Raw genomic sequence first — 21,640 nt, 5'->3', positions numbered from 1 at the left:
TCAGCAAATCCGGAGGCATAAAGTGAGCGAACGCGCAGCATTCAATTGGCAGGACCCTTTCCTGCTCGAAGACCAACTGACCGACGACGAGCGGATGATCCGCGATGCCGCCGCCGCCTTCGGCAAATCCGAACTCCTGCCGCGCGTATCGGAAGCCTATCTTTCTGAAACGACCGAACCGGAACTGTTCCGGCTGATGGGCCGCACCGGCCTGCTCGGCGTCACCCTGCCGGAAGAATATGGCGCGGCCAATGCAAGCTACGTGGCTTACGGCCTCGTCGCCCGCGAGGTGGAGCGGATCGACAGCGGTTATCGCTCGATGATGAGCGTGCAATCCTCGCTCGTCATCCACCCGATCTTCGCCTATGGCTCGGACGAGCAGAAGAAGAAATATCTGCCCGGCCTCGTTTCCGGTGAACTTATCGGCTGTTTCGGCCTCACCGAGCCGGATGCCGGCTCCGATCCGGGCGGCATGAAGACCCGCGCCGAAAAGATCGCCGGCGGCTATCGCCTGCGCGGTTCGAAAATGTGGATTTCCAACGCGCCGATCGCCGATGTCTTCGTCGTCTGGGCGAAATCGGAAGCCCATGACAACCAGATCCGCGGCTTCGTACTGGAAAAAGGCATGAAGGGCCTTTCCGCCCCCAAGATCGGCGGCAAACTCTCGCTGCGCGCCTCGATCACCGGCGAGATCGTCATGGATGGCGTCGAAGTCGGCGAAGACGCGTTGCTGCCGAATGTTTCCGGTCTCAAGGGCCCGTTCGGCTGCCTCAACCGCGCCCGCTACGGCATTTCCTGGGGCGTGCTCGGCGCTGCCGAAGATTGCTGGTTCCGTGCCCTTCAATATGGCCTTGACCGCAAGCAGTTCGGCAAGCCACTCGCCGGCATGCAGCTTTACCAGAAGAAGCTCGCCGACATGCAGACCGAAATCGCACTCGGCCTTCAGGCGTCGCTGCGCGTCGGCCGGCTGATGGACGAGCACAAGATGGCGCCGGAAATGATCTCCATCGTCAAGCGCAACAATTGCGGCAAGGCACTGGATATTGCCCGCCAGGCCCGCGACATGCATGGCGGCAACGGCATCCAGATCGAATACCACGTCATGCGCCACGCCCAGAACCTTGAAACGGTCAATACCTATGAGGGCACGCATGACATTCACGCGCTGATCCTCGGCCGGGCGCAGACGGGCATTCAGGCGTTTTTCTGAGGCTTTGTCAGGATCGAGAAGCAAGGTTTTACGAGAGCCCAAAACTTCTCCTTCGTCACGCTCGGGCCTGACCCGAGCATCTGCGGCGGATTGATTTTACGCTACGTGGTTGGATCCTCGGGACAAACCCGAGGATGACGGCAAGCGGAAGACAAGTTTTGCCGCAGCTTGAGACCTCCGAAAATCATTTCGGAGGCCTTTTTGTTTTCAGTTCGGGTGACGGCTCAGAAGGTGCCGCGAACGCCGATGCCGAACATGCGCGGTTCGGTCATGCTGGCCTCGATGCCGCCAATACCGCGGTTCTCCTTCATAAGCGTCGGCGCACGCTCGTCGAAGACGTTCTTGACGTAAGCGTAGAATTCAAGCTCCTCCTGGAACTTGTAGCTCGCCCGCACATCCGCGATCGTATAGGGCTCGATCGCATAAACGGCCTTGTTATCCGTGTCGGAGTAATAACCGTCGAGATGGCGCACCTGCCCCGAGACGGTGAACTTGTCCGTCACGTCCCAGCTGGCGCCGATGGTGAAGCTGTAACCGGGTGACTTGGCGAATTCCTTGCCGAGATAGGCGGAATTGCTGGAAATTTCGTCGATTTTCGTCTTCAGCAAACCGGCGCTGGCCTTGAGCGTCAGATTGTCGAGAACCTGATAATCGGCACCGATTTCAAGGCCGTAAGCGTGGGCTTCTTCGGCATTGACGGTGTAGGATTCGCTGATGCCCGTGGACACGACGATCGGCACGTTGAACTGCGCATCCTTCATGTCCATGTAGAACAGGTTGCCGTTGATCGTCAGCGTATCATCCAGCAAGCTGGCGCGGGTGAAGAGCTCATAGTTCCAGATGGTTTCCTTGTCGAAGGTGCGCCATTTGCTGGTCGTCAGGTCAAATGCGACACCGCCGGGATTGTAACCGCGGCTGATTAAACCGCCCACCGTCCAGTCATCATTCACGGCATAAGCAAGCGAGGCCTTCGGCAGAATTTCAGAGAAAGTCTCATCATAATTGACCGAACTTCTGCTTGTGGCGCTCAGCGTTCTGTAACCGTTGCGCTGAATCTGGTCCTGCTGGTAGCGCAGACCACCGGTCAGCGTCCATTGATCCGTCAGGCGATAGCTCAGTTCGCTGAAGAGACCGAGATTATCCTTGGTGTCGTTGAAGCGCGATGTTCCGCGCAGATAAAGCACTTCATCGGCTTTCGTATGCGCGTAGAAAATACCCGCTACGCCGCTCAGCACATCCTCCTGATCACCGAAGGTCACACGGGTTTCGTGGGAGGTGTTTTTCAGGTCGATATCGGCATCACCGGTATTGGCAATACCGACCCTGCGCTTGGCGATGGAGGAGGAAAACTGCGTCTGGTTGAACAGTTTCACCCCGTTCTCGAAATCATAATTGATATCGAGAATGCCGGTATTGGTATACTGGCTGAAGCTCGGCATCGTGTTGGTGATGTGGTTCAGATCCTCGAAAGGACGCGATGCCGCTTCCTGGCTTGGACGATTGGAAGCGTTATAGGAATAGGTCAGCTTGGTCGAAAGGCCGGGGATTTCCGAAGGTTCCCACAGAAGCTTGAAACGACCGTTGAACTCCTTGAAGTTCTGATCCGTGCCGTCATGGGCGAAAGCAGAATTGATATAGTCGATGAAGGTATCACGACCGGAGTAGTCGATCGCCATGCGTGCCGCCAGTTCATCTTCGATCAGCGGACCGGAAAAGGCGAAGGAACCACGCTTCTGGTGATAATTGCCGATCTCGGCCTGATAGCTCGCTTCCGGCGTAAACGTCGGGTCTTTGGTATTGACGAGGATGGCGCCGGCAATGGCGTTCGCGCCCTGTGAGGTGGTCTGCGGACCGCGGAAGACCTCGATGCTGTCGACATCCCAGATGGAGGTCGCGCCATAGATGAACTCGTTATAACCGAGATAGTGACCGTCGACATTGATCGTGGCGCGCGGCACCGTGCCGGTAAAGAAGGCGATGGAACCCGTATTCGGTCCCTGCGTGTCCTGTCCGCGAATGATCGGGGCGCTGACATTGTCGGTGTAAACGACGTTCGGAATATCCTTGATCGCATCCGAAACGGTCGGGTCGCCGGTCTTTTCCTTTTTGATTTTCTCGCTGGATATGACCGAAACGGACGACGCTGTATTCTTCATATCACGCGCCACTTTTTCACCGGTCACGACGATCGGTTTGAGAACGGTCGTCCCCGCTGTCTCAGCCTGCTGATCCTGACCCAGGACCGGCGTTACAAACAGCGTCGCCAGCGTCAGAACGCTGACCCCGTTCATCAAACGACCGTTAGAGCGAAACCCCATAACACACCCCTAAATAAACATGAGTATTAAAGTCATATTCAAGTAACGGAACCGTTATCTGTTTCGCAATAGAGAATACGTTCTGCATTGCGGACAATCGGGGTTCCGTAACGGGATGTGCCATATTTACAACAAAATTTATCGACCATCCCTCAGCGCCAAGATTGGCAAAGCATCGCAACGGCCGGTTTTCCTGTCAGAAATCAATTCCGATTTTCCGGTCGATGCGTTAGGCATGTTCAGTCCAAAAATGAGGGAACAGGCTTGAACGCCATGAATGATGATGCCGATGATCTGCCTGAGAACGAGGGCGAGAAGCGTTCGGCGCTCATTCAATCCGTGTCGATCGCGGCGCGTTTCCTCGATCTTCTCGCAAAATCGGAGACGGCAGTCGCGCTTGGCGAACTGGCCAAACGCGCCGGCACCGGCCGTTCGACCGCGCACCGTTATATGCAAAGCCTGGTGCGGGAAGGACTGGTGACCCAGGATCCGGCAAGCGGTTGCTACGATCTCGGGCCGGCGGCACTTGGGATAGGCATCAGCGCGCTGCGACGAATCAATCCGGTCGAGACTGCCGGTCGCCAGATGAAAAATCTGGCCTCGCAGATTGGCGCCAGCTGTGGCGTAGCGATCTGGACCGATCGCGGCCCGACCGTGGTGCAATGGCACAGGAGCGCCAGCTTCTCCATCAGTACCGTGGCGCTCGGTGATGTTCTGCCGCTGGACAACAGTGCCTGCGGGCTGGTTTTTCAGGCTCACCTGCCGGCTGACAGGATTGCCGCCGTGCGCAAATTACAGCCGGCCGCCTTTCGCGGTGCACGACCGGAGGTGAAGGTTCTCAACGCCATCCGCGAGGCAGGCGGTGCGGAACTCAACGAACATCTGTTTTCCGCTCTGACGGGAAAGGCGGCCCCGGTTTTCGACGCCCAGCGCGAAATCTGTTGTGTCGTCACCACCGTATCCTTCCTGGCGACCGCCGAGGCCGAGGGACATTTTTCGCGACTGCTCGAAGCGGCCACAAAGGCAACGGGCGAATCCGGCGGATCGTAATCCTATTCGGCCAGATGCTCCGCAAAGGTGTGGCCAGAATAGCCGGTGCGGAAAAGCCCGGCATCGCCAAGCCTGGGAAGCAACCGCTCCAATACCAGCCGCATTGACGCGACAGACCCGCCGGGCACCGCGACAAAACCGTCTATCGCACCGGCCTGCGCCCATTCCCGAATGGTTTCAAAAGCATCCTCCACGGTGCCGATGACCTGCCAGTGGCCGGACCCCATCACTTCCGGCCTTTGCAGCAGGTCCCCGACGCTCAGGGTTTCCCGCTCGATCAACCGGCGCAAGAGGTTGGCATGGGTGCGGCTTCTGGGTGTTTCAGGCGACGATGGCAAATCCGAAGCGGAAACGATCCGTGTGAGCGGCCAATCCGAGAGATCGAGGCCCGTCATGTCGCGGATGGAGGCAAAGGCACGGGCACGGTTGGCGCGAGCATGGGTCTCCGCGAAGAGTTCCAGCGCCTCCTTTTGGGTCTCCGCCAGATAGAGGCTGAGGCCCGGCATCAGCTTCACTCCATCCGGCTTGCGGCCATGCCCCTCGGCACGGCGGCGCAGATCCGCCCTGAGTTCGATGGCCGCCTGCATATCCGGCGTGGAGGCAAAGACCGCATCCGCGACAGATGAAGCGAAATCACGGCCCTCGGGAGAAGCACCCGCCTGCACCAGAGGAATGCGGCTGGCATGGGCCGGCAGGTTGAGCGGGCCCTTAACGCTGAAGTGCGGCCCTTCATGCGCAACCGGCCGCACCAGCGAGGAATCGGCAAAACACCCGCTCTCCCTGTCGAGCTTCAACGCCTCGTTCGGAAAACTTGCCCAGAGCTGCCGCGCCACCTGCGTGAATTCGGCGGCGCGTTCATAACGCTCCTGCGGCGACGGCATTTGCTTGAGGCCGAAATTTTCGTGGCCGTCGAGGGCAGTGACGATGTTCCAGCCCGCCCGGCCGTTGCTCAGCCAGTTCAGCGACTGAATCTGGCGGGCAACCACATAGGGTGGCAAAAAGGTCGTCGAAACCGTGGATAACAGGCCGACGCGACTGGTCTCCCGGGCGATTGCGGCGAGAAGCATGGTCGGGTCCATGCTGGCAAATCCGCCGCCGGTTTCCAGCCCTTCGGTGCGCAGAAAAAGCGTATCGGGCCGGAAGACGAAATCCACATGCGCCGCCTCGGCGCGCTGCGCCAAATCGACGAAATAATCGCTGGAAAACACCCCATCTATATCGCTGTCCGCACGCCGCCACGCCTCGCCGCTGAGCCAGGTTGGGGCCAGCGACATGCCGACATGGAGCTTGGCTGCGACTGACATAATGCACCTCGACTGAAATAACCGGGAAGAAATCTGCGGGTTGAATCGGCAAATTTCGATTTGTGGAGAGTTTTACTATAGTTTAGTGTCGCTTCAAGATCAGAGCGTCGCGCTTGCCGGAACGAGATCCGTTTTTCGCAAGATCGATATTTACATTCAAATACTTATAACGGCTGTGCGGCGTCTCGACGCATGGCCGAATGAATAACAGGAGTTGTATCCGGTGCTTGATGCGACGGACCTTCACGCCAGCTACGGACACGTCCCCGTCTTGAGAGGACTGTCCGCCCGTTTCCAGGCCGGGCGGGTGACGGCGCTGGTCGGCCCCAATGGCTGCGGCAAGTCGACGCTGTTGAAAACCATCATGGGTTTCCTGCCTTTGTCATCAGGCACAATAAGGCTTGGCGAGCGTTTTATCGGCGAAATCGGGCGCCGGGAACTCGCCCGCCGCATCGCCTATCTGCCGCAGGAATGCCATTGCCCTGACTATATGACGCTTGGCGAATTGGTTGAGCTTGCCGGTTACGCCCGTTACGGGCTTGGCGGCGGCCCGACCGCGCGCGACCGCACACTTTTTGCCGAGGCGCTGAAGACCGTCGGGCTGGAAGACAAGGCGAAATCACAGGTCAACACGCTGTCCGGCGGCCAGCGCCAGCGCGCCTTCATCGCCATGGTGCTGGCGCAGGATACCGACGTGATCCTGATGGACGAGCCGGTCAATCATCTCGACATGAAATATCAATATGCCGTTCTCGGCCTCGTGCGCGAATTGACCGACAGGCACGGCAAAACCGTGATCGTCGTACTGCACGATCTCAACCTCGCCTCCACTTTCGCCGATGATGTCATCATGCTGAAAGCCGGACGGGTTCTGGCCTCAGGGCCGGTTGAAAAAACAGTCACCCCTGAAAATGTTGCTGAGGTCTTCGATCTCGAAGCCGATATCTTCTCCCGTCAGGGGCGGCTCATCTGCGTGCCCAGGCTGGAGCGGCAGGAACAGGCCATTCCGGCATGACCTCGAAAATAACGCCGATTTTTGCCGCCGCGCTGCTGCTGGCCGCCATCCTCACTATTAATCTGCTCGTCATGAGCGGCAACATGCCGCTTGCCGAAATCGCGGCAACGCTCTGGCGCGGCGAGGCCGACACCTATGAACAGTCGGTGCTTCTCTACCAGCAAATCCCGCGCTCGCTGATCGCGATTTATGTGGGCGCCACCACCGCCGTCAGCGGCTGCGTGCTGCAAGGGCTTGTCCGCAATCCCCTCGCCTCACCCTCTACTCTGGGCTTGAATGCCGGCGCGACGCTTTTTGTGGTTGCCGGCGCGCTGGTGTTCGATCTTTCTCCGGAGATGCAGGGATTAGCGGCACTCGTCGGCGCCGGGCTTGGCTTTGGCGCCTGTTTCTTCGTCGCCCGTCTCGCCGGACGGTCGAACGATCCGCGCGGCCTGTCGCTCATCCTCGCCGGTGCTCTGGTTTCGATGCTGCTGATCGGCGTGACCAATGCCCTGCTGTTATCAAACCCCACACGGCGCAGCGAATTTCTGAGCTGGGTCGGCGGCAATATCAACCACGTCTATGCCGCGCGGCTTACCGATTTCTGGTGGATCGGAGCCATTGCGCTGGTGATTTTGTTGTCGGTAGCACGACCGCTGACGCTCGCACTGCTGGGTGCGGAAAAGGCCGCCTCCGCCGGTGTGAACGTGACGCGTATTTCCCGGGTCGCGCTGTTCGCCACCATGCTGGCGTCAGGTTCGGCCGTGGCGATCTGCGGCCCGATCGGTTTCGTCGGCCTCATCGTGCCGCATATGATCCGGCCGCTGGTCGGCGTGAACTTCACGCTCGCTTTGCCGGCGTCCGCCCTTGTCGGCGCGGGCCTCTGCGTGCTGGCCGACCTTGGCGCGCAGACGCTGTTTGCGCCCTATGTGGTCAATACCGGGCTGTTCATGGACCTGCTCGGCGGCCTCGTCTTCATCGTCATCGTCAAGCGCTTTTATCTTTCGCCTTCGCAAAGAGGGCTGTCATGAAACGACATTTCGCCACCGATGGCAAAGCGGTGCTCAGGCTGCCGAGCGGTCTGCAAATCGGCATCGGCAATCTGAAGGCCGGCCTCGCGCTGATGGGGCTGGCGCTTGTGCTCGCCGCCATATCCGTCAGCCTCGGCAATACCCAAACCGGTCTGTTCGACCTTTTGCGCGGCCTTGCCGGCGGGCATCTGAGCGACGATCAGGCCTATGCGCTATGGACGGTGCGGCTGCCGCGCATTCTGCTCGGCTTCATGGCCGGCTGGAGTGTGGCACTGGCAGGCGCCATGCTGCAATCCGTCGCCCGCAATCCGCTCGCCGATCCCGGCCTGTTTGGTCTGAGCCAAGGGTCGATGACCACCATCATGCTGCTTCTGGTGCTGGTGCCGGCCGCGCCGAAAACCATGGTAGCGCTGGCGGCCGTCGGCGGCGGTCTGGTTGTGGCCTTCCTCCTGATCGCGCTTGTTGGACGTGAACGCTCCAGCGGACTTGCCATTCTACTGATGGGCATAGCGATCGAATCCGCCCTTTCCTCCGTCTCATCTGTGCTTCTGCTCTACACGCCGGCGGAAACGTCGCTTTCACTGGCCGACTGGATGGCGGGTTCGCTGTTTCAGGCAAGCTGGTCCACCATCCTCGTTTTTGCGCCCCTCTTTGCCGGAAGCATTGCCGGTATTTTCCTCATCGGTCGGGCGCTTGCGGTCTTCGATCTCGGCAACGAGATGGCCATGGCGCTTGGCGAAACCGTCCGGCATTCGCGCCCGCTCGTCATTGTTTTCGCGGTCATCCTCAGTGCCTCAGCCGTCACGGCGGTCGGCCCACTCACCTTTCTCGGCGTCATCGCCCCGCATCTCGCCACTTTCGTTTCGCCCGCCGTTGGCCGCGCCAGGCTTTTCCTGTCGGGGCTGACCGGCGGCATCTTGGTGGTAACCGCCGATACGCTGTCGCGCGGGCTGGTGGCTGATACGCCGATGCCGATCGGCCTTGCGCTGACGCTGATCGGCGTGCCGCTTTTCATCCTCACGCTGCGACTGCAGGCGCTGCGCAGAACCAACAGCCATTGAATGACTGAATAAAGGGAATACCATGCGAATTGCCATCCTACTCGCCGCCTTTCTGACCGCTGGAACGAGCCTTGCCGCCGAGCGCAGCGTGACCGATGCCGCCGGCCGCACCGTCTCCGTTCCGGAAAAGCCGCAACGCATCGTCGTCATGCATGAGCCGCTCCTGGGCGTGCCGCTGATGGATATCGACGCCAATGTGGTCGGCGCCTATGGCCGCAATAGCGACGGCAAATTCGCCACCGCCGTCGATTTTATCGATACCGTTCTTGGCGAAGGCCGTACGAAACCAAAGGGTTTTGGCGCAGTCGGCCAGATTGATCTCGAAAAACTGCGGGCGCTGCAGCCGGATCTGATCGTGGCAACGGAAATGGATGGCGGCAAGGCCGAGCAGCTTTCCACCATAGCGCCCGTCTATCTGCAAAAGGTCAGCACCGGCCATGCCTATGGTTTCAACGTGGAAGAAAATCTTGCCGGTCTCGTCGGTCGGAGCGACGCTTTCGCTGAACGCCGGAAAGCCTATGACACCAAACTTGCCGCCGTCAAAAAGACGCTGGGCGAAGATGTCAAGGGCAAGACCTATCTGGCGATCCTGCTGACCGACCAGATCAATGCTGTCGGCGACATGTCCGGCGCGGTGCAGGCACTGGAGGATCTCGGTTATGCCCGGCTGAAAATCGATAACGCCGCCTCTTCCGGCGGGCTTGGCTCCACCCTTACCATGCCGCTGAGTGCCGAGGCTTTCGGCAAGCTCAATCCCGATCTGCTGGTGGTGATGAACAGCTATAACAGCCCTACCCGCGGCGAGGATGGAACGCGCGCGGCACTGGAAAAGATCATTCCCGGCTGGGAACGTTTCGTGAAACCGGCCCGCGAAGGCAGAATCGTGTTCCTCGATTCCACCAGGGTCACGACGCCTTCCATTCCCAGCGCCCTGCACACGCTGGACGCGGTGGAAGGCTGGGCGGGCCGCCCCTGATAGTCTTGAAAACGGCGCGTACCGGCGCGTATTTCATGCGCCGGCCATAAACTTGAGTTTTTGTGTAAAGTTATATTGCGACGGCCGGAAGCGCCTGTTATGGTTTGCACATCTTGAAGCAACGATGCCGGATTATCGCGCCGGATGACACTTCCGATTAGCGATCATCCCGCACGCCGATCCGGGACAGCGAGACTGCCGAACCCGTCGGCAACATCCCACGAAAGACAACAGCATGAGCATAACCGACAGCATTGAAACCGCCGTTCCGGACCGTACTCCGAAACGTCATCGCCACGCCGTCAAGCTGCGCTGCCTCGATGTTGCGCGGGTGGAACAGCTCAGCCGGTCCATGGTGCGCATCGTCCTCACCGGACCGGAACTGGAGGGCTTTGCGAGCCTCGGTTTTGACGACCACGTCAAGATGTTCTTCCCGCTTCCCGGCGAAACCGAGCCGAATTTGCCGGTGATCGGCCCGAACGGCCTTGAATTACCGGAAGGCGCGCCGCGCCCGCTGGCGCGCGATTATACGCCGCGCAGCTTCGATGCCGAAAAGGGCGAACTCGCAATCGATTTCGCCACCCATCATGACGGCCCCGCCAGCAACTGGGCGAAAGCCGCAAAGGTGGGCGACCGGGCTTGGATCGCCGGTCCACGCGGCTCTTTCACCGTTCCCTTCACCTATGACTGGCATTTGCTGATCGCCGACGATACCGGCCTTCCGGCGCTGGCGCGGCGGCTGGAAGAAATGCCGGAAGGCACACGGGCTGTGGCGCTGATCGAGGTTGAAACGGATGCGGACCGTCTGGATATCGCCACAAAGGCTGACGCTTCGATCGTCTGGGTGACGCAAAACACCGCGAGCGGGACCGATCACGACGCATTGACTGACGCGTTGCGCAAGCTTGAGCTGCCGAAGGGCGATTTCTGCAGCTGGGTCGCCTGCGAATCCAAGACCGCAAAGGAGATTCGTGCCCTCCTGATCGAAGAATTCGGCGCAAACCCGAAATGGACGCGCGCCTCCGGTTACTGGCGGCGCGGCGCCAGCGGCGTTCACGATCATTTCGATGAATGAGCCCACGGCGGCGGCGGATGTCATGCTGGAGGCGGGAACGATGCTGACAGACCTCAAGGCCCTTCTTGCCGAGGTTCTGGAGGATGAGGCGCACGATATCGAACCGGGGGACAACCTGTTCGGCCACGGGCTTCATTCGCTCGCCCTCATGCGCCTCATCCCGCCGCTTTCGCAGCTTGCCGGAACGCGTCTCGACTATGACGAGCTGGCCCGGCAGCCCACTCTTGCCGCCTGGCAGGCGCTGATCGAACGGGCGCGCGTGGGAGACTGATCCCCGCCAACAGGATTTTTCGCGCCTGGCGCGATGTCCCTGAACATTTCCCAGAACATGTCCAAGGAGAGGACCATGGCAGCAGACAATACGCGTATGCTCGCACGTCGCGTCGAAGAGAGCTTCGACAGAGGCGACGCAGCACCGCCGAGCCAATATGAAGAGCAGATCTGGTTCAAGCAGTTTCAGGACCCCGATCAGGTCTTCCGGCATCTTCTCGCCTACCGCATCGGCGAAGAATGCGACCTGTTGCGCCTGACCGCAGCGCTGAAGACGATCGGCGAAGCCTGGCCCGAGCTTCGCGCACGCTTTGCCTTCGGAGAGGATGGCGCCCTTTCAAAAAGCATCGAAGCCCTGTCCGCCTCCGATGTGCAATTGCTGCAGGTGCCATCGTCAGCGGAAGCCCTCGCCCTTCTGCACGACCTTCAGGCAAGGCCCTTCGACGCCGAAACCGACCCGTCCTTCCAGGCGGTGGTGCTGTTGAATGAAGGGGAAATCCTGTTGGCCTTCCTGGTCCATGGCCTGCTCGGCGAAGTCCTCTCGCCGCAAATCCTGCTGGATGGCATTTCCGCCGCCTATGCCGGTGAGACACCAAAACCGCTTTCCGCTCGCAAGGTCGAAGATGGCGGTATCAACCCGCTTCCACTCGGCTGGCTGCAGCGCCCGGCCTCCGGCTCAGCCGTCGTGGCGTTGCGGCAAAACAGGCTGGAGAGGCCGGCAAGCCACAGCCATGGCGTCGATCTTCCCGCCACGCTGCTCGACCTCAACAGTTCTACCGCGACGAATGCGCTTCTGGCGCGTGCCGGTGCGCGTTTCGCCCTGTTCCTCGCGGCAGGCGACGGTCCCGAAACCGTGACGCTCCGCCTGCAAAACGATGCCCCTACGCCACCTTCAGCGGAGGCTGCATCGCGGATATCGATCTCGCGTCACCAATCGCCCGAACAGGCTGAAAAAACCGTACTGGCGGGACTGAAACAGCGAAACGACAATGATGACGAGCCCGTCACCTTCACACTGCATGCGTTGGCGGCGCCTGTTCAGCCCGTATCGGAGCATGGCCTCCAGTTCGAACCCCTGCTTCTGCCCTCCCTGCAATCCGGTCTTGGCCTCACCCTTGCCGCTGGCCAGACAGTCGCTGGCGACATCCGCCTCGAACTGACGGGCGGGAAGGAAATGTCGCCGCATGCGACGGCCTTCCTGCTGGAGCGTTTCGTCAGCCATCTCGAAGGCGGCGCAGATTTTTCCGGCATCGTACCTCAAAATGCCTCCGCAGCATCGGAGCAGCCGGCTCGCCTATCCGCCCACCCTGGCGATGACGCCACCGCCACGACCATCCTTGCCGAATTCCGAGAGGCGCTTGCCTCACCCGATATGGGACCGGACGACGATTTCTTCGATTTCGGCGGTCATTCGCTGATCGCCACCCGCATCATCGGGCGTCTGCTCGCCAATCACGGCATAGAGCTGCGTTTCAACGATCTGTTCAGCTATCCAAGCGCCGCCGCGCTCGCCACACAGGCGACCCGCCTCGAAACTGCTGCGCCCGCACATGCGGAAGCGACGGAAACCGGCTCGCTGACCGCGCCGCTTTCGCTGGCGCAGATGTCGCTCTGGAAGGCCTATGCCGCCTTCGGTTTCGGCGAGATATTCAATATTCCCTTCGCACTCGATTTCCTCGATCCCGTCGATGAAAACGCTTTCGAATGCGCCTTCCTCGACATCATCGAGCGCCACCCCGGCCTGCGCACCCATTTCTACGTCGAAAACGACACGGTTCTGCAGAAGATCGTGCCGATGCACGACATGCCCGGTTACAAATGGTTCTGGACCAGCGAAGAAAGCCAGGGTGTGGACCGCCACGCAGAGGCCGGCTGGCGGTTCGATCTTGCGCGTGAATTGCCGATACGGCTACGCTTCCTGCGGGATGCACAGACCGGCCGGCAGGTGCTGTCCTTCCTCTTCCACCACATCGTGCTGGACGAATGGTCGGTGAACCTGATGATGGACGAACTGACCGAAGCCTACCGGGCAAGAGTGGCCGGCAAGGCGCCGGTCTTTACAACCAAACCTGCGCCCTTCCATGAATTTGCCAGAAAACAGGTCGCCTCAGGCGTCAATGCCGGCCACCTTGCCTATTGGACCGACATGTTGCGGGATGCGCCGAAGGGCCTTGCCCTCAACGGGCAGGATAGCACCCCGCACGAGGCATCGCAGGACGAGGCGCCGGCGGGCGGCTGGGTCGAATTCAAGCTTGAGAAGCACGTGAGCGACGGCCTCTACGCCATTGCCAAGCAGAACAGCGCCTCGCTGTTCAACGTGGTTTATGCGGCAATCGCCGCATCGCTGCGCCATCTGGGTGGCTTGAACGATCTCGTGGTCGGCACCTCGGCTTCGGGCCGTACGGATAGCGGATATTTCGACACCATCGGCTATTTCACCACGGTCGTCGCCCATCGCGTGCGCTTCGGCGAGAACATGACCGTTGGCGAGCTGATTTCTTCGGTGAAGAACACCATCAACGGCTCACTGGAACACAGCGAAATCCCGATCGATCTCGTCGAGGAAGCGCTGGGCATGACGCCCGGCCGCGACCATCTGTTCGAGGTCTTCATCCAGATTCACGCCAGGAACAAGCTGAATGGCATGCTTGCCGGACCAGATGGCAAACCGGTGGAGTTTCGCCAGATCGATCCCGACAAACACGAATCCATGCTGGGACTGCAATTCGAGGTGATGGAAGAGACGATCGGCGGCGAGCGCTCCATTCGCGTACTGATGAGCTACCGCTCCGACCGCTACGGACCCAACGCAGTCGAGCGGCTGCGCAACACCACGAGCGGCGTCTTCAGCCGTTTTGCCGAAGCCGGCGCTTCGAGCAAGGTGCTGACAACCCTCGCCTGAGCTGGACTTGGGCAAGGAAAACCCGGCTTCGCTTAGCGGAGCTGGGTTATTTTTGCCTATGAATGCTGATGAGAATGTATTGACGCGGCCCCTGCATCCGCACGCCGTCACCCCGGGCTTGGTCCGGGGTCCAGTGCGATCAAGTCCTTGATCGCGAGAGAGGCCTTTCACGGCGCAGACGCGCCGTGGCTGGATGCCGGATCTAGTCCGGCATGACGGAAAAGGGATTATCCGTCTTTATCGGCAACATATACCCGGCCTCACACCCTGAAGCCGGCCTGGCATTCACCCACAGTCGTCCCCCCCCCCTCAAACCGCCAAACGGAACGCCGTAGACGCCTCCGCCGCCACAAGCGTCAGCACCTCTTCGCGCAGCATGGCATCAAGGAACAATGGCAGTTCCGCGCGATAACGGGCGAAATCCTCCGCTTGCGTCAGTACCGAATCCGCATCGATATGCAGGTTCAGGTCGCTGCCGTCATCTTCGCCGCGGAAGGTGAGGTTGAATCCATCGCCGGGACCATTGGCCAGAATGTGCCGCGCGACGCCGAGCCCGGCAAAGACCGGCGCGCTGAAGGGCAGGACATTGATGAGCGGCGAGAAGAAGAAGCGCCGGCCCTTCGAGATTTCCCGGTCGGCGGCGATCTGCTCGATGCGGTAACGGCCATGCAGGCGTTGGCGGCGCAGATTGGCGGCATTGCGCGCCAGAAATGCGCCGACGCTTTCCTGTGGCTCGATCGTGAGGTGGAAGGGCAGGATATTGACGAGCATGGCCGGCATATGCGCGCCGACACTGCCCCAGCGGCTCATGAAAGGCAGCCACAAGGTCAGCACATCACGGTCCGGACGTGGCAGAACCCGGTGAAGATAAAGGCCGGACAGCAATACCAGAAGATCAGGCCAGCCGATTTCCAGACGGCCGGCTATCTGCTGTAACCGCGCGCTGAAACCCTGCGGCAGGGCCGCATCGGCATGCAGGCCGCCGCCGCCGTAATCCTCGCAATCCTTGTCCAGCACGGGCAGATCGGCGGAGGCTGAAAGATAGGCCGCCCAGAAATCGCGGTCCTTTTCGAAACGCCGGCTCTGCCTGTAGGCATCCTCTTCGGAGAGGAAACTGGCGAAGGGGTGGAAATCCGGTCCCGCTTCGCCCTTACCGCAATAATACCCGTAAAGCTGGCCGCAACGCTGCTCCACCAGCGTCAGCCCGTAGCCATCCACGACGATGTGATGGGCGCGGATGTACCAGAGATAACGATCATCGGCGATGCGGTAGAGCAGCTGCGCGGAAAGCCTGTCGGTTCTGAGGTCCAGCCTCGCCTCCACATCGGCGTTCATGCGCCGCAGCGCCTCTTCAAAGGGCGATGGATCCGTGCGGAGATCAACAACCGTCACCACCGGGGCATGGCCGGCATCGCAGCATTGCTGCGGCGTCTCGCCATCCTCACCGATGCGAAAACGGATCGACAGAACCTCGGACTCGCGCACCGTGCGGGTGATCGCCTGAAGGAGCGCGCCTTCGTTCACCGCACCCGAAAGATCGATGTAATGGGCGACCGTGGAAACCGGCTCGTCTGGATGGAAGGAGAACTCCTCCCAGAAATCGAGTTGCGGCTGGGTCAGTGGAAGCCAGCCGCCGGCAGGATCGATATGCGCCATCTGTTTTTCCTTGAACTATTCCTGTTGCCGGGCGCCGCCCGAAATGGTTGGGATCACGCCGCCTTCACAGCCAGAAGCGAAGTCACCTGCCTGGCGTTGCGGCACCGCAGAAGCTGCTGCGGCGTCAGTTCAACGCCAAAGGCGGTGCGGATTTCCGCCGAAACGGCCTTCAGATGCGATGGCAGGAGGCCAAGCGCGAGAAGGTCGCTGCCTGCATCCACCGTCGCCGATTTTTTGCCCAGCACACCGAGATAGATATCCAGCACCCGGCGGTCGCCCTGATCGACGGCAGCAGCCGCAGGTGCGGAGATTTTTACCGGTTCCGCGCCACCCACCGCAGCCATCAGCAACTCCCGCGCCCGGCGGCGATCCGGCTTGCCATTGGCCGAAAGCGGCAGGTCATCAACCTTGAGAAACCGGCCAGGCACATGCGATTCCGGCAGATGGCTGCGGGCGAAATTGCGCAGATCAGCGCTGGAGAGTTCAAGGCCGGGCGCGGTGACATAAAGCACGCCAATGGCCGCCTCGCCCTTTTGCTCGACGCCATAGTCCACCACCAGCACCCGCTGGATGGCGGGATGGCGAATGAGTTCGTTTTCCACATCCGGCAGCGAGACGCGCACACCACGCACCTTGACGTAGCCATTGACCCGGCTTGCAAACATGATCTTGCCATCCGGCCGGTAGCGACCCCGGTCACCGGTACGGAAGGCGCGCACCGGCTTGCCTTCGGGATCATCCACCGTGACGAAATCCGTCTGGGTGACGGCACCGTCCTCCAGATAACCGATCGCCACATTCACGCCGACCGTATGGATGCGGCCAACCACACCGGCCGGGCAATGCTGGCCCTGATCGTTGAGGATGAAATAACGATTGGCCGGCAGGGGATGGCCGTAGGGTATGGACGCAATATCCTCCGCAACGATCTCGTGCCAGATGCTCCAGATCGTCGTTTCAGTCGGGCCGCCGAGCGATATCAGCCGCAGATCGGGCTTCAGCCGGCGCAGGTCCTCGATGATGACGGGCTTGATGTAATCGCCGCCCTGCGCCACGAGCCGGACTGACGCAAGCTGGTCGCCACGGCGGCAGGACAGCAGCATTTCAAGGATGGCCGGCACCGAGCACCAGAGCGTCACACCATGTTCGGCCACAAGTTCGTTCCAGCGCACCGCATCCTTTTCCTCGCCCGGTTCCGGCAGCACCAGCGTCGCGCCTGCGACCAGCGCGCCGAGAACATCGAAGACCGACATGTCGTGGTGCAGCGGCGTGACCGAAATGAACACGTCCTTTTCCGTAACCGCCCATTCCGCAAGCGTGCTGCCGATGACATTGGCGGTGGCGCGGTTGGAAAGCACGACGCATTTCGGCTTGCCGGTGGTGCCTGACGTGTAGAGGTAATAAGCCGGTTCCTCGCTGCGCGACAGCGCCCCCAGTTCCGCCAGGGCAACAGGCGTTCCCGCCGGTGCGGGCGTGGCGAGAAGCACCTCCGGTTCGACGGCCTCGAAGCCCTGCGGAACGCTGCTGGCAACGATGATGGCCGGGCGGCAATTGGTCAGCAGATAGCGCAGTCGGTCTTCCGGCGAGCCGGCATCAACAGGCACCCAGATGGCGCCTGTCAGTGCCGCGGCAAGCGTGATGGCCGTATGTTCAGGGCTGCGCAGCAGGCACACCGCCACGACATCTCCTCGACCTATATTACGGGCCTTGAGGCCTGCCATCGCACCGGCCACCATCTCACCGAGTTCACCGTAAGAGATGCGCCTTTTACCGCTGATGAGCGCGGTGCGCGACGGGTCACCCTCGAAAAGATGCGCGGCGATCCGTTCCAGAAATGGCGGGCAGACGAAACTCCGCTCGTCACCGTTCAACCGATAATGGGACAGGTCGACAATATCCCGTGCATTGAAAGCGTAAGCGCCGTTATCCGTGATCGCGGCAATCGTACGCTCGATGGCCGCGAGAATATTCCCGACCATCGCGGCATCGATCGCCTCTTCGGCATAGTCGATATCGAGGACGAGATCACCCTGCGGATTTTGCGAAAAGCGGAAGTCCAGCGCCACCTGCGGCGTCTGCGTGAGACCGTCCGTCCAGCGCATGGTCGATTCGGGCGACAGTGTCGGCCAGCTCAGGCCGTTGGTGATGACCACCGGCAAAGCGAGCCCGCCCGCATTGGCATTAAGAAGCACGCGGTTGAGGTCGATGCCGGAAAAAGCAAGGTGGTTCAGGCCTTCCAGCACATCCGTCTGCAGCCCCGCCGCACGCTCGGCAAAGTTACCTTTTGCCGCATTCCATTCGACTGCAATGAAGCTCGAACGATTGGCGAAGGCCCCTTCCACCTGCGGGGCGACAGGAACGCCGACAACGAGGGCGCCTTCATTCAGCCAGCGCGACAGCACATCGAGGATCACCGCCGTCAGCGCCGAATTCTTGAACAGCCGTTCTTTTGCGCCGATGCGGGAAAAGGCGGCAAAGCGCTGTTTTTCAACGGTCAGGCTCTGACGGCTGTAACGCGAGACGGCGATGGTTTCGAGCGGGGCTTTCCACGGCAGCTGCGACGGCACTTCAGCAGTTTTCAGCTTTTCCGTCCAATAGGCGGCATCTTCGGCACGGGCCGCCGCCATATCTTCTTTCGGCGTTTTGGCCACAGCAGTTTCCGCCGGCACGACGCCGTCGAAAAGTTCCGCCGCCAGACTGGCGATGGCCCGTCCGTCGAGGATCAGCGCATCGAAACGCAGGAAGACCGCGACTTTTTGCGCCACCGGATCGACATCCGACAGGCGGAAGACCGTAACCTGCCAGGGAGAGGCAGCAAGATCGAAATGGGCATGGGAAAAATCCCGTCGCACGGCGTTCATCCGCGCTTCCGCCTCGGTAGAAGACAAAGCGGAAAGATCAACAATATCAAGGTTGATCTTCAACTCGTCGCTGACGACCTGCACCAGACGTCGCTCATCGATGCGGGTGCGCAGGCTCTCATGTCGCTCCACCATGGCGGCGAGACGTGATTGAAGCAGGGACGGGTCGATATTACCGCGATACTCGCGAAACTCCTGCATCGCCACGCCGCTGAGCGGCAGATGGGTGCCGCGCCCCAGCAGATAGGCCTGTTGCAGGGGTGAGAGAGGACGTTCCATCGGTGTTCCTTTTGCCTCGGCTGCCGGTTTCGGCTGCTGTGCGCCAAATCGTTCCACGCTTTCGGAAACGAGATCAGGACTATCCGCCAGCTGGCGAAGAAGGCCTGTGTAGGCTTCAAAAAGGGCGCGTAACCAATGTTCCGGCAGCGCATCGAGCCGCACATCCCAGTTGATCAGCAGACCCCCATCGAGCGCCGCAACCTGCGCATCCACCGCGACCCCCGGCCCTTGCGAGACGGTGTGGACCATGGGGCCGAACACACGCCCGACCCTTTCCGAAAACAATTCCCCGCCCACCAGATCGACGCCGGCGGTAAAGACCACGGGTGAGTTCTGCAAACCGCCGCGCAGACGGGAGAGGTCGCGCATGACGCTGACGCCCGGATAGGACTGGTGGGCGAGAAGTCCGTTCATCTCGCCGAAAAGGCGGCCGAGCAGCGATTCCAGGCTTTCATCGGGCCTGATTTCAACGCCGAGTACCAGCACATTGGAAAATTCGCCGACGACGCCATCGACCCCTTCCACCAGCGGCGCGCGCCAGAAAGCCGGCACGGACAGCCTGAACTTTTGCGCCTGTGTCGCCTGCGACAGTGCCACGGCGAAAATGCCGAGCAGCAGGGCCGATGTCGTCACCGAGCAACGCCGCGCCGCCTGCTCCAGACTGCCTCGTTCGGCCACTGAAAGCGTGGTGGCGAAGCGATCCGTGTGAACGGCACGGGTGGCGTCTTCCGGCAAAAATGGCAGCGGCGGCGTATCGGGAATATCCGCAACATGCTGCCGCCACCACAATCGGTCTCTTTCACGCAGGGTCCTCTGCTCCGGATCGGAGGCAAGACGCTCCACCCAGTCGAAAAAGGAGGGCGCCACCTCTCCCGAGAGCGCGGTTTCGTCTTTTCCTTCGCCCTCTTCGTAAAGGCGGGCGAGGTCTTCCATCACGATCCGCACGCTGGCGGGATCAATCGCCAGCATATCGGTATCCACATGCAACCGGCTGCGTCCCTGCGGCAGCAGGCTGAGCGAGATCGCCGCCGGGGATGCGGTGCGCAGATCGGTCTGCCGATGGCTCCAGTCCCGCCGTTTTGCCTCGAGCCGGTGCGCCAGAGCCTCCGAATCGAGGGCGGTCAGGTCTTCGACATCAAGGCGGAGTGGCCGGCCGACGGGGTCGACGGATTGGCGCCCTTCCGCATCGATCCTGAGGCTCAGCATGGGGTGACGCCGGCAGAGTTTTTCGACCGCAATGGCCAGTTTTTCCGCGACAAATCCCTGCCCGTCGAACTCGAGGTAAAGATGGGGCGTAACTTTTCCGAGTATCCCATCCGCCTCTCGACCGACCCAATAGGCCACCTGCATCGGGGTTAAATTTAGCATGTGAGTTTGCACCGATTGACAAAACATGATTATCATAATCAAGTATAAGCCATCGTCAACCACTCGAACAGGAGGCATCCCATGAAAACGGGAGCACTCAGGACGAATGACGTCGAATCCGACGAAATTACTGATTTTAATAGAGAATTTTTGTTTACCTCCGGCACTGGGCAGTTGCGGGCCGAAGGAATTCGCGAAAGGATAACTCTTCCAGCCCGCGGTGGCGAAGACACGGCAAGCCCTTTACAGCAGGCGATTAAGGGCGCTTTTGAACGGGCACGCCGGGCTGGACAGGACAATCCGATCGCGATTGGCGCAATCCCCTTCGATGTCAGCGAACCATCATGCCTTTACGTCCCCAACAACCATGAGTGGAGTCCGCGCGACGCGGTTCCGGTCGCCACTGATTCGGCCATGCCGGCGCTTATTGGCCAGAACAGCCTGCCGGACGAGGCCGGTTTCAAACATGCCGTCGAGCATGCCATTCTCAATTTCCGCCATTCCGAAGTACGCAAGGCGGTGCTTTCCGTCATGCGTGAACTGACCTTCGCCTCCGAGGTCAATGTCGAGAGATTGCTGGCCAGCCTCGCCAAGCAGAATCGCGAGGGTTACCAGTTCCGTATTCCGCTTCCGGAGGGCGGCGACCTGATCGGCGTCAGCCCGGAACTGCTCATCCGCAAGCAGGGTGAGAAGATCATCTCGAACCCCCTGGCCGGATCTGCGAAACGCATGACCGACCCGGTGGCGGACAAAGCCAATGCGGACCGGCTTTCGGAGTCGGAAAAGGACCACTACGAGCATAGTCTGGTCATCGAGGATATCCGCTCGCTGCTTTCGCCATGCTGCGCGGAACTCGACGTTCCGGAAAAACCCTCCCTCATCAATACGGCCGCGCTCTGGCACCTTTCGACGCGTATCGAAGGCCGTCTTGCCGACCCGGAAACCAACGCGCTGCAACTGGCGTGCCTGCTGCACCCGACACCGGCCGTTTGCGGTTTCCCGACCGAACGCGCCCATCGCCTCATCCGTTTCGTCGAACCTTTCGAGCGTGGCCTGTTCACCGGCATGGTGGGCTGGACGGATGCGCAGGGCAATGGCGAATGGGTAGTGACGATCCGCTGCGGCACCGTGCAGCACCAGACCGTGCGGCTTTTCGCCGGCGCCGGCATCGTGGAGGCCTCGGAACCCGAATCCGAATGGGCCGAGGTGCAGACCAAGCTCAAGACCATGCTGAATGCCTGCGGTCTTTCCGCCTGAGCGCGACCGAACTTTCCCCGGGGACAAA

Annotated in this window: 14 protein-coding genes; 10 read left to right on the top strand and 4 right to left on the bottom strand. The window is 60.7% G+C overall.

Annotation, left to right across the window (positions count from 1 at the left end; genetic code table 11):
• Positions 1–22 precede the first annotated feature (22 nt).
• Positions 23–1,210 carry an acyl-CoA dehydrogenase gene (locus M0412_RS22480; protein WP_269702598.1) on the top strand — a complete coding sequence of 396 codons (1,188 nt, stop codon included), beginning with the start codon at positions 23–25 and terminating at the stop codon, positions 1,208–1,210.
• Positions 1,211–1,434: 224 nt separating this feature from the next.
• Here the strand turns inward: M0412_RS22480 and M0412_RS22475 are convergent, their stop codons facing one another.
• Positions 1,435–3,501 carry a TonB-dependent receptor gene (locus tag M0412_RS22475; RefSeq protein WP_269702596.1) on the bottom strand — a complete coding sequence of 689 codons (2,067 nt, stop codon included), beginning with the start codon at positions 3,499–3,501 and terminating at the stop codon, positions 1,435–1,437.
• A gap of 300 nt (positions 3,502–3,801) precedes the next feature.
• On the opposite strand from M0412_RS22475, the gene M0412_RS22470 reads away from it, so the two are divergent.
• Positions 3,802–4,578, top strand: a complete 777-nt coding sequence (locus M0412_RS22470) for an IclR family transcriptional regulator (protein ID WP_269702661.1) — start codon at positions 3,802–3,804, stop codon at positions 4,576–4,578.
• 2 nt (positions 4,579–4,580) lie between these two features.
• On the opposite strand, the gene M0412_RS22465 is transcribed toward M0412_RS22470, so the two are convergent.
• The gene (locus M0412_RS22465; protein WP_269702594.1) at positions 4,581–5,882 is read right to left on the bottom strand and encodes an NtaA/DmoA family FMN-dependent monooxygenase; all 1,302 of its coding nucleotides are present in this window, start codon (positions 5,880–5,882) and stop codon (positions 4,581–4,583) included.
• 214 nt (positions 5,883–6,096) lie between these two features.
• On the opposite strand from M0412_RS22465, the gene M0412_RS22460 reads away from it, so the two are divergent.
• The 7 genes from M0412_RS22460 (at position 6,097) to M0412_RS22430 (ending at position 14,191) form a co-directional block, all read left to right on the top strand.
• Positions 6,097–6,897 carry an ABC transporter ATP-binding protein gene (locus M0412_RS22460; protein ID WP_269702592.1) on the top strand — a complete coding sequence of 267 codons (801 nt, stop codon included), beginning with the start codon at positions 6,097–6,099 and terminating at the stop codon, positions 6,895–6,897.
• Positions 6,894–7,907 carry an iron ABC transporter permease gene (locus M0412_RS22455; RefSeq protein ID WP_269702590.1) on the top strand — a complete coding sequence of 338 codons (1,014 nt, stop codon included), beginning with the start codon at positions 6,894–6,896 and terminating at the stop codon, positions 7,905–7,907. Before M0412_RS22460 ends, M0412_RS22455 begins: the two co-directional genes overlap by 4 nt.
• Positions 7,904–8,968: an iron ABC transporter permease gene (locus M0412_RS22450; protein ID WP_269702588.1), complete on the top strand. Its 1,065-nt coding sequence runs from the start codon at positions 7,904–7,906 to the stop codon at positions 8,966–8,968. Before M0412_RS22455 ends, M0412_RS22450 begins: the two co-directional genes overlap by 4 nt.
• 22 nt (positions 8,969–8,990) lie before the next feature.
• The gene (locus M0412_RS22445; protein ID WP_269702585.1) at positions 8,991–9,944 is read left to right on the top strand and encodes an ABC transporter substrate-binding protein; all 954 of its coding nucleotides are present in this window, start codon (positions 8,991–8,993) and stop codon (positions 9,942–9,944) included.
• A gap of 235 nt (positions 9,945–10,179) precedes the next feature.
• On the top strand, positions 10,180–11,019 hold the full coding sequence (locus tag M0412_RS22440) for a siderophore-interacting protein (RefSeq protein WP_269702583.1): 840 nt from the start codon (positions 10,180–10,182) through the stop codon (positions 11,017–11,019).
• On the top strand, positions 11,012–11,290 hold the full coding sequence (locus M0412_RS22435; protein ID WP_142842865.1) for a phosphopantetheine-binding protein: 279 nt from the start codon (positions 11,012–11,014) through the stop codon (positions 11,288–11,290). The genes M0412_RS22440 and M0412_RS22435 overlap by 8 nt, the downstream gene beginning before the upstream one ends.
• A 75-nt stretch (positions 11,291–11,365) precedes the next feature.
• Entirely contained in the window at positions 11,366–14,191 is a 2,826-nt protein-coding gene (locus M0412_RS22430; protein WP_269702580.1) for a condensation domain-containing protein, read from the top strand.
• Between the two features lie 309 nt (positions 14,192–14,500).
• On the opposite strand, the gene M0412_RS22425 is transcribed toward M0412_RS22430, so the two are convergent.
• Both M0412_RS22425 and M0412_RS22420 read right to left on the bottom strand, forming a co-directional pair.
• Positions 14,501–15,847 (bottom strand): condensation domain-containing protein, encoded by a 1,347-nt coding sequence (locus M0412_RS22425; RefSeq protein ID WP_269702578.1) that lies wholly within the window; start codon positions 15,845–15,847, stop codon positions 14,501–14,503.
• Between the two features lie 53 nt (positions 15,848–15,900).
• Positions 15,901–20,355 carry an amino acid adenylation domain-containing protein gene (locus M0412_RS22420; RefSeq protein WP_269702576.1) on the bottom strand — a complete coding sequence of 1,485 codons (4,455 nt, stop codon included), beginning with the start codon at positions 20,353–20,355 and terminating at the stop codon, positions 15,901–15,903.
• Between the two features lie 81 nt (positions 20,356–20,436).
• Between M0412_RS22420 and M0412_RS22415 the strand changes: the two genes are divergently transcribed.
• Positions 20,437–21,612, top strand: coding sequence for an isochorismate synthase MenF (locus tag M0412_RS22415; protein ID WP_269702574.1), 1,176 nt, complete (start codon positions 20,437–20,439; stop codon positions 21,610–21,612).
• Positions 21,613–21,640: the final 28 nt, after the last annotated feature.

This window comes from Agrobacterium sp. O3.4, from assembly GCF_041414895.1.
GTDB classification, from domain to species: Bacteria; Pseudomonadota; Alphaproteobacteria; order Rhizobiales; family Rhizobiaceae; genus Agrobacterium; species Agrobacterium cucumeris.
The sequence above is the reverse complement of the archived record's forward strand: the minus strand, read 5'-3'. Positions and strand labels throughout refer to the sequence as shown.

What these genes read in the sequence shown, in the direction of transcription:
- M0412_RS22465 (WP_269702594.1), bottom strand. Translation starts at nt 5,882, where the DNA reads ATGTCAGTCGCAGCCAAGCTCCATGTCGGCATGTCGCTGGCCCCAACC.
- M0412_RS22440 (WP_269702583.1), top strand. Translation starts at nt 10,180, where the DNA reads ATGAGCATAACCGACAGCATTGAAACCGCCGTTCCGGACCGTACTCCG.
- M0412_RS22475 (WP_269702596.1), bottom strand. Translation starts at nt 3,501, where the DNA reads ATGAACGGGGTCAGCGTTCTGACGCTGGCGACGCTGTTTGTAACGCCG.
- M0412_RS22420 (WP_269702576.1), bottom strand. Translation starts at nt 20,355, where the DNA reads ATGCTAAATTTAACCCCGATGCAGGTGGCCTATTGGGTCGGTCGAGAG.
- M0412_RS22415 (WP_269702574.1), top strand. Translation starts at nt 20,437, where the DNA reads ATGAAAACGGGAGCACTCAGGACGAATGACGTCGAATCCGACGAAATT.
- M0412_RS22470 (WP_269702661.1), top strand. Translation starts at nt 3,802, where the DNA reads ATGAATGATGATGCCGATGATCTGCCTGAGAACGAGGGCGAGAAGCGT.
- M0412_RS22450 (WP_269702588.1), top strand. Translation starts at nt 7,904, where the DNA reads ATGAAACGACATTTCGCCACCGATGGCAAAGCGGTGCTCAGGCTGCCG.
- M0412_RS22445 (WP_269702585.1), top strand. Translation starts at nt 8,991, where the DNA reads ATGCGAATTGCCATCCTACTCGCCGCCTTTCTGACCGCTGGAACGAGC.
- M0412_RS22425 (WP_269702578.1), bottom strand. Translation starts at nt 15,847, where the DNA reads ATGGCGCATATCGATCCTGCCGGCGGCTGGCTTCCACTGACCCAGCCG.
- M0412_RS22435 (WP_142842865.1), top strand. Translation starts at nt 11,012, where the DNA reads ATGAATGAGCCCACGGCGGCGGCGGATGTCATGCTGGAGGCGGGAACG.
- M0412_RS22455 (WP_269702590.1), top strand. Translation starts at nt 6,894, where the DNA reads ATGACCTCGAAAATAACGCCGATTTTTGCCGCCGCGCTGCTGCTGGCC.
- M0412_RS22430 (WP_269702580.1), top strand. Translation starts at nt 11,366, where the DNA reads ATGGCAGCAGACAATACGCGTATGCTCGCACGTCGCGTCGAAGAGAGC.